Annotated in this window: 14 protein-coding genes, 1 tRNA gene and 1 riboswitch; of the genes, 10 read left to right on the top strand and 5 right to left on the bottom strand. The window is 71.4% G+C overall.

Going from position 1 to position 15720, the window contains the following annotated elements:
* Positions 1–274: 274 nt before the first annotated feature.
* A complete protein-coding gene (locus GA0070614_RS16325; RefSeq protein ID WP_088976770.1) occupies positions 275–2473 on the top strand; it encodes a (Fe-S)-binding protein in 2199 nt (732 codons plus the stop codon).
* Between the two features lie 63 nt (positions 2474–2536).
* Here the strand turns inward: GA0070614_RS16325 and GA0070614_RS16330 are convergent, their stop codons facing one another.
* Entirely contained in the window at positions 2537–3211 is a 675-nt protein-coding gene (locus tag GA0070614_RS16330; protein ID WP_088976771.1) for a GOLPH3/VPS74 family protein, read from the bottom strand.
* Positions 3212–3314: 103 nt separating this feature from the next.
* On the opposite strand from GA0070614_RS16330, the gene GA0070614_RS16335 reads away from it, so the two are divergent.
* The 4 genes from GA0070614_RS16335 (at position 3315) to GA0070614_RS16350 (ending at position 8141) form a co-directional block, all read left to right on the top strand.
* Positions 3315–4622 (top strand): hemolysin family protein, encoded by a 1308-nt coding sequence (locus tag GA0070614_RS16335; RefSeq protein WP_088979465.1) that lies wholly within the window; start codon positions 3315–3317, stop codon positions 4620–4622.
* Positions 4615–5619 carry a hemolysin family protein gene (locus GA0070614_RS16340; RefSeq protein ID WP_088976772.1) on the top strand — a complete coding sequence of 335 codons (1005 nt, stop codon included), beginning with the start codon at positions 4615–4617 and terminating at the stop codon, positions 5617–5619. The genes GA0070614_RS16335 and GA0070614_RS16340 overlap by 8 nt, the downstream gene beginning before the upstream one ends.
* A 161-nt stretch (positions 5620–5780) precedes the next feature.
* Entirely contained in the window at positions 5781–6797 is a 1017-nt protein-coding gene (locus tag GA0070614_RS16345; protein WP_408630693.1) for a C40 family peptidase, read from the top strand.
* 154 nt (positions 6798–6951) lie between these two features.
* Positions 6952–7088, top strand: a riboswitch (cyclic di-AMP (ydaO/yuaA leader).
* 12 nt (positions 7089–7100) lie between these two features.
* Positions 7101–8141: a C40 family peptidase gene (locus GA0070614_RS16350; protein ID WP_088976774.1), complete on the top strand. Its 1041-nt coding sequence runs from the start codon at positions 7101–7103 to the stop codon at positions 8139–8141.
* A 24-nt stretch (positions 8142–8165) separates the two neighbouring features.
* Here GA0070614_RS16350 and dcd read toward each other — a convergent pair whose 3' ends face one another.
* Entirely contained in the window at positions 8166–8744 is a 579-nt protein-coding gene (dcd, locus tag GA0070614_RS16355; RefSeq protein WP_088979466.1) for a dCTP deaminase, read from the bottom strand.
* A 78-nt stretch (positions 8745–8822) separates the two neighbouring features.
* On the opposite strand from dcd, the gene GA0070614_RS16360 reads away from it, so the two are divergent.
* Positions 8823–9389 carry a pyridoxamine 5'-phosphate oxidase family protein gene (locus tag GA0070614_RS16360; RefSeq protein ID WP_088976775.1) on the top strand — a complete coding sequence of 189 codons (567 nt, stop codon included), beginning with the start codon at positions 8823–8825 and terminating at the stop codon, positions 9387–9389.
* 64 nt (positions 9390–9453) lie between these two features.
* Here the strand turns inward: GA0070614_RS16360 and GA0070614_RS16365 are convergent, their stop codons facing one another.
* Positions 9454–10446: a zinc metalloprotease gene (locus GA0070614_RS16365; protein ID WP_088976776.1), complete on the bottom strand. Its 993-nt coding sequence runs from the start codon at positions 10444–10446 to the stop codon at positions 9454–9456.
* A gap of 235 nt (positions 10447–10681) precedes the next feature.
* Between GA0070614_RS16365 and GA0070614_RS16370 the strand changes: the two genes are divergently transcribed.
* From GA0070614_RS16370 to GA0070614_RS16385, 4 genes are all read left to right on the top strand, one after another.
* A tRNA-Gly gene (locus GA0070614_RS16370) sits at positions 10682–10755 on the top strand.
* Between the two features lie 236 nt (positions 10756–10991).
* Positions 10992–11465 (top strand): SigE family RNA polymerase sigma factor, encoded by a 474-nt coding sequence (locus GA0070614_RS16375; protein WP_231933303.1) that lies wholly within the window; start codon positions 10992–10994, stop codon positions 11463–11465.
* 7 nt (positions 11466–11472) lie between these two features.
* Positions 11473–12357 (top strand): hypothetical protein, encoded by an 885-nt coding sequence (locus GA0070614_RS16380; RefSeq protein ID WP_157745016.1) that lies wholly within the window; start codon positions 11473–11475, stop codon positions 12355–12357.
* A 233-nt stretch (positions 12358–12590) separates the two neighbouring features.
* Positions 12591–13244: a Type 1 glutamine amidotransferase-like domain-containing protein gene (locus tag GA0070614_RS16385; RefSeq protein ID WP_088976778.1), complete on the top strand. Its 654-nt coding sequence runs from the start codon at positions 12591–12593 to the stop codon at positions 13242–13244.
* A 93-nt stretch (positions 13245–13337) separates the two neighbouring features.
* On the opposite strand, the gene GA0070614_RS16390 is transcribed toward GA0070614_RS16385, so the two are convergent.
* On the bottom strand, positions 13338–13874 hold the full coding sequence (locus GA0070614_RS16390) for an alpha/beta fold hydrolase (protein ID WP_088976779.1): 537 nt from the start codon (positions 13872–13874) through the stop codon (positions 13338–13340).
* A 125-nt stretch (positions 13875–13999) separates the two neighbouring features.
* Complete coding sequence (locus tag GA0070614_RS16395) at positions 14000–15655, bottom strand: hypothetical protein (RefSeq protein ID WP_088976780.1); 1656 nt, start codon at positions 15653–15655, stop codon at positions 14000–14002.
* Between the last annotated feature and the right edge of the window lie 65 nt (positions 15656–15720).

Below are 15720 nucleotides of genomic sequence, written 5' to 3' on the forward strand. Positions count from 1 at the left end.
GGGCGACACGATCCAGGTCACTGTCGCGGAGCCCTGCCCGGCGCTTCGGCGCCGGGCACCCTAAGGTGTGCGCAGGGCGGCGTGGCCTGGTGCGAGAAGACTCACGTTACTGCTGGGTAACCTTGCGCGTAGGCTGCACTGCATGACCGAGCGGAGCGAGGTCATCGACCGGTCCGGTCGAGGGTGCGGCAGCGGCGTCACGCCGGGCGCGCCCTGATCCGGTCCCCGGTCGCCGAGCCGCTCGACAGGCAGCAGACCCCGGGAGGCCAACTCGATGGGCAGCGTCCAGATCGTCACCACGATCCTCGCGGCCGCCATCACCGCCGTGGCGGTGTGGCTGGCGGCGCGTGCGGTCATGAAGATGGTGGCAGTCATCCGGCTGGGTCAACCGGCGCCCGAGCGGTTCGGCGACAAGGGCGCCCGGACGACCACGATGCTGGTGGAGACCGCCGGCCACACCCGCATGCTCAAGTGGAGCGTGGTGGGTGCCGCGCACTGGTTCGTGATGGTCGCGTTCGTCGTGCTGTCGCTGCTGGTGCTCGAGGCGTACTTCGAGGTGGCCAGCACCACCGGCGGGCTGCCGGTGATCGGGCACTGGGTGGTCTTCGGCCTGGTCACCGAGATCATCGGGGTGCTCGGCGCGGTCGGCATCCTGGTGCTGATGGCGATCCGGCTGCGCAACCGGCCCACCCGCCCGGGCGGCAAGTCCCGGTTCACCGGCTCCACCATGTGGCAGGGCTACTTCGTCGAGTGGGTCGTCCTGCTCGTCCTGATCTTCGGCTTCCTGATCCGGGGCTTCAAGGTCGCCACCGACCACTTCGAGTACCCGCTCTGGGCCACCCCGGTCAGCCACGCGATCGGCAGCGCCCTGCCGAACTGGGAGGCCGGCGTCAGCGTCGCCGCCCTCATCAAGATCGTCATCTCGATGACCTGGCTGATCGTCATCTCGCTGAACGTCACGATGGGCGTCGCCTGGCACCGCTTCCTGGCGTTCCCCAACATCTTCTTCAAGCGGGACCCGCAGAAGCCGGCCGGCTCCGGCCTCGGCGCGCTGCGCCCGATGACGAGCAACGGCAAGCCCCTCGACTTCGAGGAGGCCGACCCGGAGAAGGACCAGTTCGGCGTCGCCCAGGTCGAGCAGTTCACCTGGAAGGGCCTGCTGGACTTCAGCACCTGCACCGAGTGCGGTCGCTGCCAGTCGCAGTGCCCGGCCTGGAACACCGGCAAGCCGCTGTCGCCGAAGCTGCTGGTGCTGAGCCTGCGCGACCACGCGTACGCCAAGGCGCCGTACCTGCTGGCCGGGGGCGGCAAGGACCTGACCGGTGAGGAGAAGGCCACCGAGGCCCAGCTCGCCCACATGGACGTGCTGGCCCTCGCCGAGGCCGACAAGCCGCTGATCGGCACCGCCGAGGAGGGCGGCGTCATCGACCCGGACGTGCTCTGGTCCTGCACCACCTGCGGCGCCTGCGTCGAGCAGTGCCCGGTCGACATCGAGCATGTCGACCACATCGTCGACATGCGCCGCTACCAGGTGCTGATCGAGTCGAGCTTCCCGTCCGAGGCCGGCGTCATGCTGCGCAACCTGGAGAACAAGGGCAACCCGTGGGGCGCCCCGCAGAACACCCGGGAGGACTGGACCAAGGGCCTGGACTTCGAGGTGCCCCGGGTCGGCGAGGTCGAGGACTTCGAGTACCTGTTCTGGGTCGGCTGCGCCGGCGCGTTCGAGGACCGGGCCAAGAAGACCACCCGGGCGGTCGCCACGCTGCTCAACGAGGCCGGCGTGAAGTTCGCCATCCTCGGTGAGGGCGAGACCTGCTCCGGTGACCCGGCCCGCCGGATCGGCAACGAGTTCGTCTTCCAGATGCTCGCCCAGCAGAACGTCGAGACCCTCAACGAAGCGTTCGAGGGCCGGGAGAAGGCCAAGCGCAAGATCGTGGCCACCTGCCCGCACTGCTTCAACACCCTGGGCAACGAGTACGGGCAGCTCGGCGGCGAGTTCGAGGTCGTCCACCACACCCAGCTCCTGGCCCACCTCGTCGCCACCGGCAAGCTGACCCCGGTGCAGCCGGTCGACGGCGGCGTGACGTACCACGACCCCTGCTACCTGGGCCGGCACAACCGGGTCTTCGCCGCTCCCCGTGAGGTGCTCGGGGACGCGATCAAGGGCGAGATCACCGAGATGCCGCGCAACAGCGAGCGCTCCTTCTGCTGCGGCGCCGGCGGCGCCCGGATGTGGATGGAGGAGAAGATCGGCAAGCGGATCAACGTGGACCGGGTCGAGGAGGCCATGGCCACCGGGGCCAGGACGGTCGCCGTCGGCTGCCCGTTCTGCTCGACGATGCTCAACGACGGGGTCAACGGCAAGGGCGCGGGCGAGCAGGTCGAGGTCGTCGACGTGGCGAGCGTGCTGCTGCGCTCCGTCAAGCCGGACGCCGCGCCGGGCGCGCCGGAGACCGAGCCGGTCGCCGGCTGAGGTCGTAGCACCGCGGACCACGACGGCGGCGGCACCGACGAGGTGCCGCCGCCGTCGCCGTGTTCAGGAGACGCTGGTGGTGATGACGACGGCGGTGGCCGCCGTGGTGGCCGTCAGGACGGCGGCCTGGGTCTGCGCGATCGCCTCCCTGGTCGCCGCGGACGCCCAGTCGCCCGCGGCGAGCTGCGCCGCGCGGGCCTTCCACCGCTCCTTCGGCAGCTCCCGGAAGAGTTTCCGGTCGAGCCCGACGGCCCCGGTGAGACCGATCAGCGCGGCCGTGCGGGGGTCGACCGGCCCGTCCGACGACACCGCCTCGACCATCCGGCGCCGGGCGTCCGTCTCGGCCGCCGGCTCCGCGCCGGTCGGCGACGGATAGCGGGTACGCGGGAAGACCAGCAGCACGCGGTCGGACTCGCGGCGCAGCACCCCCGCGTCGACCAGGCCGGTCAGCACCCGGTCGGGCAGCCCCTTGGCCAGCCGGCCGATCCAGTCCCCCGGCTTGCGCCGCTCGTCGGCGGCGAGGGTGGCCAGCGTGTCGTCCAGCAGCGGGTGGCCCACAGGGGTGGGGTCGACCACCACCAGCCGGCCGTCGACCACCTCGACCCGGTGGGCGAGGGCCAGTTCGAGCAGGACCGCCCCGGCGAGCCCGTGGTCCAGGTGCGGCCGGCCGAGCCGGTTCGTCCCGGCGTCGTCGTGGGCGAGCAGGACCAGTTCGTCGGCGAGGGTCAGCGCGGCCATGCCCGCCACGGTAGTCCGCCGGGGCCATCGACCGGGCGGCTCGTGCCCGGGGCGGGCCCGTGGAACAATCACGCCCATCGACGGCCTGCTGGTTACCACGCTGCTGCCCCTGGTCGGCTTCGTCCTGCTGACCGCGGGCAACGCGTTCTTCGTCGCGGCCGAGTTCGCCCTGGTGACCGTCGACCGGGCGGAGATCGACCGGCGGGCCGGCGCCGGGGACGGCGCGGCCGTCACGGTACGCCGGGCGCTGCGCGAGCTGTCCTTCCAGCTCTCCGGTGCGCAGCTCGGCATCACCCTGACCGCGCTGCTCACCGGCTACCTCGCCGAGCCGGCGCTGGCCCGGCTCTTCACCCCGCTGCTGCGCCCGGTGGGCGGCGCCGAGCGGTTCGGCCCGCTGCTCGCGCTGGCCCTGGCCACCCTGATCTCGATGCTCTTCGGCGAACTGGTGCCGAAGAACCTGGCGCTGGCCCGGCCGATGCCCGCCGCGCTGGCCACCGCCGGGCCGATGCGCGCCTTCTCCCGCACCTTCGGCTGGCTGATCGACGGGCTGAACAACTCGGCGAACCGGCTGGTCCGCCGACTCGGCATCGAACCGCAGGAGGAGCTGGCCAGCGCCCGCTCCCCGGAGGAGCTGGGGCTGCTGGCCGCCATCTCGGCCCGGGCCGGCGCGCTGCCGCCGGACACCGCGATGCTGCTGCGCCGGACCATCCGCTTCGGCGACAAGCGGGCCGCCGAGGCGATGACGCCCCGGGTCGACGTGGTCGCGTTGCGGGCCACCGCCACCGTGGCGGAGCTGCTCGACCTCTCCCGGGCCACCGGGCGCACCCGGTTCCCCGTCTACGAGGAGACGCTGGACCTGGTCACCGGGGTGGCCGGGGTGCCGGACGCGCTCGGCGTGCCGTTGGCCCGCCGCGCGTCGACCACGGTCGCGGCGGTCGCCCGGGAGCCGGTGTACGTCCCGGAGAGCCTGGACCTCGACGGCGTGCTCGCCGCGCTGAAGGACGCCGGCGCCGACCTCGCCATCGTGGTCGACGAGTACGGCGGCACCGACGGTGTGGTGACCGTCGAGGACCTGGTCGAGGAGCTGGTCGGGGAGATCGCCGACGAGTTCGACCCGGCCGCCGTGGACGAGGCGCACGCGGCGGAGCTGACCGTGCCGGGTGGTGAGCGTACGGTCCTGGTCGACGGGGTGCTCCGCTTCGACGAGCTGGTCGAGCAGACCGGCTTCCGGCTGCCCGAGGGCCCGTACGAGACGCTCGCCGGGTTCCTGATGGCCCGGCTGGGCCACATCCCGCTGCCCGGGGAGACGGTCGAGGACTCCGGCTACGAGTTCACCGTGGTGGAGGTGGAGCGGCACCGGATCGAGCAGGTGCGGGTGCTGCGCCCCGAGGAGCCGGGCGGCGATGACTGAACTGCTGGTCGCCGCGGCGCTGCTGCTCGGCAACGCGTTCTTCGTGGGCACCGAGTTCGCACTCATCGCGTCCCGCCGTACGGTGGTCGAACCGCTCGCCGCGACCTCCCGGCGGGCCCGGTGGGCGCTGTCGGCGATGAACCAGATCCCGCTGATGATCGCCGGGGCGCAGCTCGGCATCACGGTCTGCTCGCTGGGGTTGGGCGCGATCGCCGAGCCGGCCCTGGCCCATCTGCTGGAACCGCTGTTCCACGCGGCGGGGCTGCCGGACGGGGTCGTCCACCCGGTCTCCTTCCTGATCGCCCTGGCCGTCGTGGTGTTCCTGCACACCGTCGTCGGCGAGATGGTGCCGAAGAACATCACCCTGGCCGGGCCGGAGCCGTCCGCGCTCTGGCTGGGGCCGGCCATGCTGGCCTTCTGCGTGGCCACCAAGCCGCTGCTGCTGGCGATGAAGTGGTCGGCCCGTCAGGTGCTGCGGCTGTGGGGGGTCGAGGCGACCGAGGCGGTGAAGACGGTGTTCACCGCCGAGGAACTGGCCGGGCTGGTGGCGCAGGCGCGTACCGAGGGGTTGCTGGACGCCGAGGAGCACGCCCGGATCACCGGGGCGCTGGCCCTGCACGACCGGACCGCCGCGGACGCCCTGCAACCCTGGTCGACGGTGACCACGGTGGCCGAGGACGTCTCGCCGGCCTCGCTGGAGGTGCTGGCCACCCGGACGGGTCGCTCGCGTTTCCCGGTGGTGCAGCGCGCCACCCGGCGAGTGCTCGGATTCGTGCACGTCAAGGACGTCCTCGGGTACGCCGGCGCGTCCCGTAGGGCACCCGTTCCCGCCGAGGTCTACCGGCCGCTGGCCGTGGTGCCGCCGGACCGTACGCTGGCCGACCTGCTGCTGGCGATGCGCCGCGAGCGACGGCACATGGTGCTGGTGAGCGACGGCCGCCGACCGCTCGGTGTGGTGACATTGGACGATGTATTGACAGCCATCGTTGGAAAATGAGTGCACACCCTTTGTGTGCAACTGGTCGCCGTGCAGTGAAAAGCGGAAAGGCCACCTTGATATCGCTGCCGGGCTTCCCTAATGTTGCACCGGCCGCTGTGGGTCGTCTGCCTCCGTCTTCCCCTCTGCGAGGCGCCCGGCGGTCGGTTGCAAAGGAGTCGGTGCCGGTGGCAACCATGCCCCTCCATCGTCACGCCCAGGGCCAGCCGCCCGCTCGTCCGGCCGCTCTGCGCCGGGCCGCCCGCCGCCTGATCACCCTCGTCGCCGCCGTGGTCGTCGGCGCCGGGATGCTCGCCGTGCCGGCGCACGCCGCGCCGACGCCGGAGGAGATCGAAGCGGCCATCGACAAGCAGTGGGAGCAGCTCGAACCGACCATCGAGCAGTACAACAAGGTCCGGGCGCAGCTCAAGAAGGACCGCAAGAAGGCCGAGGAGCTGCAGAAGAAGATCGAGCCGCTCGCGCTGCAGACCGAGCTGGCCCTCAGCCGGGTCGGCGCCATGGCCTCCCGTTACTACATGACGGGCCCCTCGCAGGACATCGGCGCGCTGCTGGTCAGCGCCAAGCCGGACACCCTGACCGAGCAGCTGACCTACCTGGACCGGCTCGCCGCGCAGGAGCGCAAGGACCTGCAGGTCGTCATCGACGCCAAGCAGAAGCTCGACGGCGAGAAGGAGAAGCTCGACGCGCTGATCGCCGCGGAGGTCAAGCAGGAGAAGGAGCTGGCCGCCAAGAAGACGCAGATCAACGCGGAGATCAAGCGGCTGCAGGCGTCGATGCCGAAGACCACGGTGAAGGTGGCCGGCTGCCCGACCATCAACGGCGTGGTCAGCTCCGCCGCGCAGACCGCGATCCGGGTGGCCTGCCAGCAGGTCGGTGACCCGTACGTCTGGGGGGCCGACGGTCCGGACTCGTTCGACTGCTCCGGCCTGACCCAGTACGCCTACAAGGCCGCCGGCATCTCGCTGACCCACCACACCGGCGACCAGTGGAACGAGGGGCGGGCGATCCCGCGCTCCGAGGCGCGCCCGGGTGACCTGGTCTTCTTCTTCAGCGACCTGCACCACATGGGTCTCTACCTGGGCAACGACAAGATGGTGCACGCCCCACGGACCGGTAAGCCGGTCCAGGTGTCCAGCATCAACTACATGCCGGTCGCCGGTTTCCGCCGACCGTACTGACCCTCCGTACCCCCGCCGAACCCCCGGTCGTCGACCGGGGGTTCCGCGTATCCGCCCCGGCGTGTCCGGTCACGGATGGTTGCGGTCCGGTCACGCGCGTCCCTACGCTGAGGAACCGTCGGCCGCCGACAGCTCCGTCCCACCAGGGCGGCGACGGCCGGCACCGCCGAGTCGCCTCCGGGCGAGCCGGGGACCCAGGTACGCCGGGGTGAATCCGCAGCCACTGCGGTAGGGCGCTCCCTTCCCGCCCGAACCCGTCAGCTAACCCGGTAGGCGGTCGCGGAAGAAGGAGTACGGAGCCCGGTGGCACACCATGCCCCGCGGCCACCGGCACACCGGTCGATCCAGGTCGTCGGCGGTGCCGCTGCGCCGCGCCCACGCTGGTCCCGCTTCACCACCGTCCTCGCCGCCCTCACCGGCGCCGCCGTCGTGCTGACCGGTGGCGTCACGGCGGCCCACGCCGAGCCCACGGTCGCCGAGATCGAACGGCAGATCGACCGGGACTGGAACCGACTCGAACCCCTCATCGAGCAGCACAACGCGGTCCGGCAGGACCTCGCCGCCAAGCGCCGCCGGGCCGAGGCGCTGAGCCGACGGATCGGCCCGCTGCAACTCCAGGTCGACCTGGCGATGAACCAGGTCTCCGGGCTCGCCGCCGAGGCGTACAAGGGGCAGAGCATCTCCGTCGTCAACGCCCTGCTCGGCAGCCGGTCCCCCGGCGAGCTGGTCGGCCAGCTCGAACTGCTCGACCGCTTCGCCAGCCGACAGCAACGCGGGGTGCAGGCCGTCAAGGACCTGCGCGACGAACTCGCCGCGAAGAAGGCCCCGCTGGACGAGATGGTGGCCCAGCTCAGCCGTACCGAGGCGCAGCTCGCCGCCCGGAAGAAGCAGATCGACGCCGAGATCGACCGGTTGCAACGGCTGCGGCTCAAGCTCCACGACGGCGGGGGCGGCGGCCCACTGCGTCCCGCGCCCTGCCCGGCGGCCTACCCGGGCGGCCCGGCCGGCGCGGCGGTCCGGTTCGCCTGCGCCCAGATCGGCAAGCCGTACGTCTGGGGCGCGGAGGGCCCCGGCGCGTACGACTGCTCGGGGCTGATGCTCGCCGCCTGGGCGGAGGGCGGCGTACGGCTGCCGCACAACGCCCGCCAGCAACGCCGGGTGACGACCCGGATCGACCGGGCCGACCTGCGCCCCGGGGACCTGGTGTTCTACTACCCGGACCTGCACCACGTCGGCATGTACGTCGGCGGCGGCTGGGTGGTGCACGCCTCCCGCGCCGGGGTGCCGGTGAAGATGAAGCGGGTCGACGACGGGCCGGTCAACAGCTACGGCCGGCCGCGCTGACGCCGATCGTCGGCCCGGCCGTGCCTAGCGGGTCGGCCAGGTGCGCCAGTGCTGCCAGGAGCGGCTCGGGGTCGGCCCGCGCTGCCCCTGGTAGCGCGACCCGTAGACGGCCGAGCCGTACGGGTGCTCGGCCGGGGACGACAGCCGGAAGATGCAGAGCTGGCCGATCTTCATGCCCGGCCAGAGGGTGATCGGCAGGTTCGCCACGTTCGACAGTTCCAGCGTGACGTGGCCGGAGAAGCCCGGGTCGATGAAGCCGGCGGTCGAGTGGGTGAGCAGACCCAGCCGGCCCAGGCTGGACTTGCCCTCCAGCCGGCCCGCGAGTTGCTCGCCCAGCGAGATCACCTCGAGCGTGGACGCGAGCACGAACTCGCCCGGGTGCAGCACGAACGGCTCACCCTCCGGCACCTCGACCATCGAGGTCAGGTCGTCCTGCTGCATCGCCGGGTCGATGTGCGTGTACAGGTGGTTGTTGAAAACCCGGAACAGCCTGTCGAGGCGCACGTCGATGCTGGACGGTTGCACCAGCGTGGGCTCGAACGGCTCCAGCGCGAGCGTGCCCGCCTTGATCTCGGAGACCAGGTCGCGGTCGGAGAGCAGCATCGGCACACCATATCGAGCGGGTCGGGTGACCTGCGTGTCGGACTACGTGTTCGTACACGTGTTCGATAGGATGTCGGTATGGCTTCCTGGTCCGAATTCGCCGCCGACGAGCCCCGCCTCGCCGACGGGATCCGCCTTCTCCTGCAGCAGTACGGGCCGGGCTTCGGCTACCTGGCCACCGTCCGCGCCGACGGCGGCCCCCGGGTGCACCCGGTCTGCCCCGTGATCACCGACGAGGGGCTGTTCTGCTTCGTCGTCGACTCGCCGAAACGGCGCGACCTCGAACGCGACGGGCGCTACGCCCTGCACTCCTTCCCGGCGGAGGAGAGCGACGACGAGGCGTACGTCGCCGGCCGGGCGCACCCGGTCGCCGATCCGGCCCAGGTGGCCCGGATCGCCCGCCTCGGCCGCGCCGCGCCGCAGGTGGACTGGCGGCTCTTCGAGTTCAGTGTGGACGTGGCGATGCTGACCCGCCGTGGCCCGGGTGGGTTCGTCCAGCCCGGCGACGGCCCGGGGCGCTCCGCCGTGCAGGTCTGGCTCGATCCCCGGTCGGCCCACCGCGGCTCGGACGCCGCGGGCGTACCGGATCAGCGGCCGGCCCGGCGCGGACGGCACGGCTTCGACACCCGCCGCACCGCCGCCTGACCCGGAAACGGCCGGTGCCGGCCCCGCCGTGAGGCGGAGCCGGCACCGGGTGTCGAGGCGGTGATCAGGCCGCGCGGTAGGCGTTCCACGCGGTCAGCATGCGGCTCGCCTGCCCAGCGGTGAACTGGTACATGCACGAGTCGTAGGTGTAGTCCATGAAGTTGGTGATCGGGTCCAGGCCGGCGGTCGTGCAGGTGTCCCGGCCGGTCGGGCACTGGTAGGCCGGCGACGCCTCGGCCGGGGTGTCGGTGACGCTGTCACCCGAGCCGGAGCAGCCACCCTGGAAGGTGTGGTAGAGGTTCAGCCAGTGGCCGACCTCGTGGGTGCCGGTGTCGCCCTGGTTGTAGTTGGCGGCGGTGCCGTTCGGCAGCGACTCGCTCAGCACGACCACGCCGTCCATGCTGTCGAGCTTGCGCTTCGGGAAGGTCGCCCAGCCGAGCAGGCCGTCGCTCAGCTCACCCAGGTACATGTTGAGGGTGTTCTTGCCGCCCTCGCGGAGCTGGCTCTTCATCTGCCGCTCGGCGGAGGAGCCCTGGACGATCGGGTACCAGGACGGGTTCGTCACCCGGTTGATCTTCTGGAGCTGGAAGCTGAACGCGGTGGCCGCGCCACCGGTGGCGCCGCTGTAGGACTGGTTGAGCACGTTGATCTGCGACGTGATCATCGAGTCCGGGATGTTGCCGCCGGTTCGGGTGCCGTCCTCCTGGATGACGTGCACGACGACCGGGATCGTCACGCTGGCCAGCGGGGCGGCGGCCTGGGCGCCGGCGCGGAACTTCGCCCGCTCGCGCAGCGCGGCGGCCAGGTCGACCTCGCGCTCGCGGACCTGGGCGGCGGTCAGCTCGTTGGGCTCGTGGTCGGCGATCGCGCCCTTCTTGATCCGGGCGTCCACGTGGACGTCGGCCGGCTCGTCACAGTGCACGTCGGCGCCGGGGGCGGCGGAGAAGGCGGAAGCAGCGGGGACGACGCCCACGGCAGCGGTGCTGAGCAGCAGCGCGAGGGTCGTCGACGCGACACCGGCGGCGCGCCGGGTCAGCAGGTTGGGACGGAGTCCCATGGGCCCACCTCTTTCTCGCGGTGCGACAGGGGGTGTGTCGCACCGTGGTCGAAAACGTGGGGGTGACGTTACAACCGATCGACAGATTTGAGAACGGCTGTATGTTACCGCCGAGCAACTTTTGGACTGTCGTCTATACGTCGGGTGGCGGGATGATCACCGTGGGGCGGGGTCGGACGCGCCGGGGGTACCTGGGTGCACGGAGGTGGTGACCTCAGGTACAGTGGTGCCGCCTGCGGGTGTAGTTCAATGGCAGAACATCAGCTTCCCAAGCTGACAGTGCGGGTTCGATTCCCGTCACCCGCTCCAGCGTGAGGCCCCAGCTCAGGACAGGTTTCCTGGCTGGGGCCTCAGTCGTTGCCACCGCATCTTGCGCTGGCCGTGCCCGCTACCTGCCCGATCCCTGCGCTGCCTGATCCGGGAACTGAGCGCGTCAGCGACGTGCTCGTCGGTGGAAGCGGGGGTCGAGACAACCTTTCACGGCACCGGCACGTGGAAGGGGTGTGACAGTCCAATCCACGCCACGGCCGACGGATGCCTCGTACGTGGCGTTCGTTGAGGTTGCCTGGCAGCGACACATGCGGCTGGCCCTGCTGCTGACCGGCGACCGATGGCGGGCCGAGGAGTTGCTCCAGGACAGCCTGGTCAAGATGTACCAGCGGTGGCGCAAGCTGTCGCAGCTCGATGACCCGCACGCCTATCTCCACCGCTGCCTGGTCAACAACCACACCTCCATCTGGCGGCGGCTGCGCAGAGAACGCCTCGTGGCCGACGTTCCCGACCGTGCCGCATCAGGCGGCGGCGTGGACCACGACGCCATCGCCCTACGCAGGGCGCTGTTGTCGCTGCCGCCCAGGCAGCGGGCAGTCGTGGTGCTTCGCCATTACGAAGACCTGCCGGAGCGCGAGGTGGCCAAGGTGCTGGGCTGCTCGATCGGCACGGTCAAGAGTCAGCACGCTCGGGCCATGGAGAAACTCCGGCACCTCGTGGATCAACCCTCCCGCACAGGAAGCAGGTGAAATCGGTATGAACAGCCTCGATGAGCGACTCGCCAACGGGTTGCACAGCCTTGTCGACGGGGAGCCTGACTCCACGCCGCCAGTGGGACTGCTGCTGGAGCGTGGCCGCCGGGCGCGCCGCCGCCGGGCCGGCGTCGTCAGCGGGACCCTCGCCGTGCTGGCGCTCGGCGCGATCGGCACCGTCAGCCTCGTGCAGCCGGCGACGGTGGCCCGTCCCGGTGGCGTGGCTGAGTCGGCGCCCGGGATCGCGGCTCCGCGGATGAAGTTGGCTTCGGCCGTCGCGGCCAGCGAGAACATCAGTTACCGGCTACGGCTGACCACGGCCACCCAGTGGGGACCCGGTCAGACGTACGAGGGGGCGTTCGACCCGAAGACCGCCACCGGGTACGTCCGTGCGCCGCAGGAGGACTCGGTGATGACCGAGCTGCTGATCAACGGCACCAGGTACATCGGCGGGGAACCGCCGCTCGGCGCGCTGCCGCCCGACAAGGGCCCGGAACACGAGAAGTACGGGCGCTACGGACAGTACCCGGGCAAGTACGACCGCCTGTCGCTCTACGGTGACCCGGACACGGTCCTGGATGCTGCGGCACCCGACCCGGCGGCGCTGTTCAAGGCACTCAAGACGGCGAACGCGACCGTTCGCGAGAACCCGGACGGCACGCTGCACTTCGCGTACGCCATGCAACACAAGGATGGGTCAACCACTACGTCGGGTGACATCACGCGTGATGCCGACGGCCGGATCGCGAAGGTGACGCTCAACGGCACGTGGCAGTCGACGGCGAAGGGCCGGCTCGACACCGGCACCTCCACCGCGACGCTCGAACTGTTCGACTACGGCGTCGAGGTGAAGGTGAAACCCCCGACCGACGTCGTCCCGGCCGAGTAGAGGTCCTTGCGGGACAGGGCGCCACGTGTGTCGCGCCCTGTCCCGCCGGATCCGCCCGATACGAGATGATCCATGGCCGCCGAGGCGCGCCGCGTCATGTCGATGGGCGTGCGGAGGTCTTGAGGGCTCGCGACGGCGATGAGTCTCGTTACGGTGTCCAGTCTGTACTCCCGTGCACCCGATCTCCCGGCCATCGGGGAGAGCGTCACGACCGCTACGTACAGGAGGCAAGCGTGAAACTTCTACTCACGTCCGCGGGCGTCATGAACCCGAGCATCCGCGCTGCGCTGGTCGACCTGCTGGGCAAGCCGATCGCCGACTCCAGTGCCCTCTGCATCCCTACGGCCGCCCACGCCATGGGCGGGCCAGCCTCGGCCTGGCGCTTCATCACCGGGCAGACGCCGCTACCCATGTGCGACCTGGGCTGGAAGTCGCTGGGCGTCCTCGAGCTGACAGCGCTGCCCAGCATCGGCGAGGAGCGGTGGGTCCCCTGGGTCCGGGAGGCCGACGTCATGCTCGTGGCCGGCGGCGATGCGACGTACCTGTGCCACTGGATGCGGCAGTCCGGGCTGGCGGATCTCCTGCCGTCGCTGCGGGACACCGTCTGGGTGGGGTTGAGTGCCGGGAGCATGGTGCTGACCCCCCGGATCGGTGCGGACTTCGTCGAGTGGCAGTCCGCGCCCGACGACCGCACACTGGGGGTCGTCGACTTCTCGATCTTCACGCACCTGGGTCTCGAGCCGGACAACACCATGGCTGGTGCCGAGAAGTGGGCGGCCGAGATCGCGGGTCCGGCGTACGCGATCGACGACCAGACGGCCATCAAGGTGACCGACGGCACCGTCGAGGTCGTATCCGAGGGGCACTGGAGGCTGTTCCCCGCGTAGCCGCGGCCACCAGCGATCGGCGTGGCGAAGCGCCGGACGACACTCCCTGCCAGGGCCTTCGACGTTCCCGGGCCACGATGCGGGGCCGGGTGACTAACTCGGCCAGCCGACAGCGTCGAGGAACTCCTCCACCGCCACCACGACTCGACCGAGCACCGCGATCGACTCGGTGAGCGGGCCCGGCACGTACATGCCGTGGTCCGCGCCTTCCACCTCCAGCACATGGGGCGACAACCGGCGGGCGACGTCACCGTCCCACAGCTTGTCGGCGGTGCCCCCCACGAGCAGGAACGGCGCGGTCGCACGGCCCAACGCATCGACCACCCACGGCAGGGTGAGCAGGGGCGTGAGCCACACGGCGGGCAACGACCTCTCGGCGGCGATCGCTGCCGCGTTCGTGCCGAGCGACTTGCCGATCAGCAGCGGACGACCGCCGATGGTGTCGATCAGCGGGGTGACCTCACCGCGAACCCAGCTCTCGATCTCGGGCTGATCAAGCTTCGGGAACTCCTGGGACCACGAGTACCGATGTACTGCTGCGCCCCGCTGATCCGCCACATCGCCGGCATACATCAGCAGGGGAGCGCCCGGTCCGAACCAGGCGCCGGGAATCACGACAGCGTCCGCCATGCGGACGACCTTACGACGTCGAGGCGGCACGGGTGGTTGCGTCGGTGACCGGGGACGGTCCCGCCCGGCCCGCGGAGTTCGGCCGGTGCCCGTCCGGCGGGTGGCCGGACGGGCACCGCGCCGGGTCAGCGGTGGCTGTAGGTGCCCACGATCGCTCCGCGTACCGAGGTGTCGTGGCTGTGGTGCGCCGACGCGAACGTGGCGTCACCGTCGAAGCGGACGTGGTACCGGTACTGGCCGCTCGTCGGCGGCGTGTCGGTGAAGGTGAAGGAGCCGTCGGCGGCGAGGCGTACCGGCGGCAGGTCCGTCGAGGTGGTGCCGCTGCGGGTGGTGACGTCCCGCCACACCACGAGCGACCCGGCCGGGGTGGGGACGGCGCCGGCGGTGCTCAGTACGCCGCTGAGCTGGATCGGCCTGCCGGCGCTGGTGGTCGCCGGCCCGGTCAGGGTCAGCGTGGTCGCGTGGCGGGTCACCTCCACCGTGGTCGTGACCTTGCTCCAGCGGAAGGTGGGGCTGCCGTCCCAGAGCGCGCCGTAGGTGACGGCGCCGCCGACGGGCGGGGTGTCGGTGACGCGGAAGGTGCCGTCAGCGGCGGTCGTCACGCCGGGCAGGAGGGCGGTGGTGCCGTCGGGCAGCGTACGAGTGATCTCCAGCGGCTGCGCGCCCGGCGTCGAGCCGTCGGCGAAGGCGAGCCGGCCGGTCAGCGCGAACGGTTCGAGCGCGGTCGCCCCGGCCGCCGCCGTCAGGGTCAGGGTGGACGCGGGCAGGGTCGCCCCCTCCACCCGCCACAGGTAGTACCGGTTGCGCTGCCGGTCCTCCTGCAGGGCGAACAGGTCGTCCCCCAGGACGGAGAGGCTGCCGGTCCGCAGCGAGGCGTTGTTGGTGACGTTGGTCTGGTAGGTCCGCTGCGCCGTGGCGGCGTCGTACACCGTGGCGTACGGGCTGTACATCGAGCCGTAGAAGGCCCCGGCGACGTGTGCGCCGTCGGCGCTGAGGGCGACCGCGCCCGGGCTGCCCGGGTACTCCGCCCCGGTGCCGTAGGTGCGCACCTTGGCCAGGGTCGTGGTGTCCCACGCGTCGAAGCCCGAGGTGGCGAAGACGGAGATCGCCGTCGCGCCGTCGGGGGTGACGGTGAGGTCGGTCAGGTTGGACAGGCCGTGCTGGGATCCGCTGACGGTGCCGCGGAGCGTCGCCGGGGTGGTGCGCACGTCGTACACCCGCAGGCTGCCCGGGTTGATCCCGGCCTCGCCGGCCACCACGGTGTCGCCGCCGGCGGCGACCATGGGCGCGCCGTACATGCGGGTCGCGACCTGGACCGGAGCGGGCGCCGGCACGGACAGGTCGAGACCGAGCACCCCGCCGTCGAAGCTGCCCTTGACGCCGTAGCCGACCCAGAGCCGGTCGCCGGCCAGGGACAGGTTCTCCGGCGACGGGTACCCGGCCAGGTCGATCCGCCGGGTGACGGCGCGGGTGGCCGTGTCGATCTCGGCCACCTCGCCGGAGCCGGTCAGCGCCGCGTAGAGCCGAGCGCCGTCGGGCGTGACGGCCAGGCCGGTCGGGTTGGCCAGGCCGGTGATGACGCCGGTGATCGTGCCGCGGCCGTCGGCGATCACGATCCGGTCGTTCGCGGAGACGAAGACCCTGCCGCCGGCGGCGGCGGTGTCGGCGAGGCCGGTGACACCCTCGATCAGGGTCGTGGTGTCCCTCGCGGCGGCCGGTGTGCTGGTGGCGAGGAGGCCGGCCCCCGCGACCAGCGTCGACGCCAGAACTGAACCGATCACTGTGCGAAACCGCACGTGCGGTCTCCCTTCGGTTGTCTACCCCCGTGAGGCCACGGCAGTTCGAC

This window comes from Micromonospora coxensis, from assembly GCF_900090295.1.
Classification (GTDB): Bacteria; Actinomycetota; Actinomycetes; order Mycobacteriales; family Micromonosporaceae; genus Micromonospora; species Micromonospora coxensis.

Excerpts from the sequence above, each read along its gene's own strand:
- GA0070614_RS16325 (WP_088976770.1), top strand. The coding sequence starts at position 275 with ATGGGCAGCGTCCAGATCGTCACCACGATCCTCGCGGCCGCCATCACC.
- GA0070614_RS16330 (WP_088976771.1), bottom strand. The coding sequence starts at position 3,211 with ATGGCCGCGCTGACCCTCGCCGACGAACTGGTCCTGCTCGCCCACGAC.
- GA0070614_RS16340 (WP_088976772.1), top strand. The coding sequence starts at position 4,615 with ATGACTGAACTGCTGGTCGCCGCGGCGCTGCTGCTCGGCAACGCGTTC.
- dcd (WP_088979466.1), bottom strand. The coding sequence starts at position 8,744 with ATGCTGCTCTCCGACCGCGACCTGGTCTCCGAGATCAAGGCGGGCACG.
- GA0070614_RS16360 (WP_088976775.1), top strand. The coding sequence starts at position 8,823 with ATGGCTTCCTGGTCCGAATTCGCCGCCGACGAGCCCCGCCTCGCCGAC.
- GA0070614_RS16365 (WP_088976776.1), bottom strand. The coding sequence starts at position 10,446 with ATGGGACTCCGTCCCAACCTGCTGACCCGGCGCGCCGCCGGTGTCGCG.
- GA0070614_RS16380 (WP_157745016.1), top strand. The coding sequence starts at position 11,473 with ATGAACAGCCTCGATGAGCGACTCGCCAACGGGTTGCACAGCCTTGTC.
- GA0070614_RS16390 (WP_088976779.1), bottom strand. The coding sequence starts at position 13,874 with ATGGCGGACGCTGTCGTGATTCCCGGCGCCTGGTTCGGACCGGGCGCT.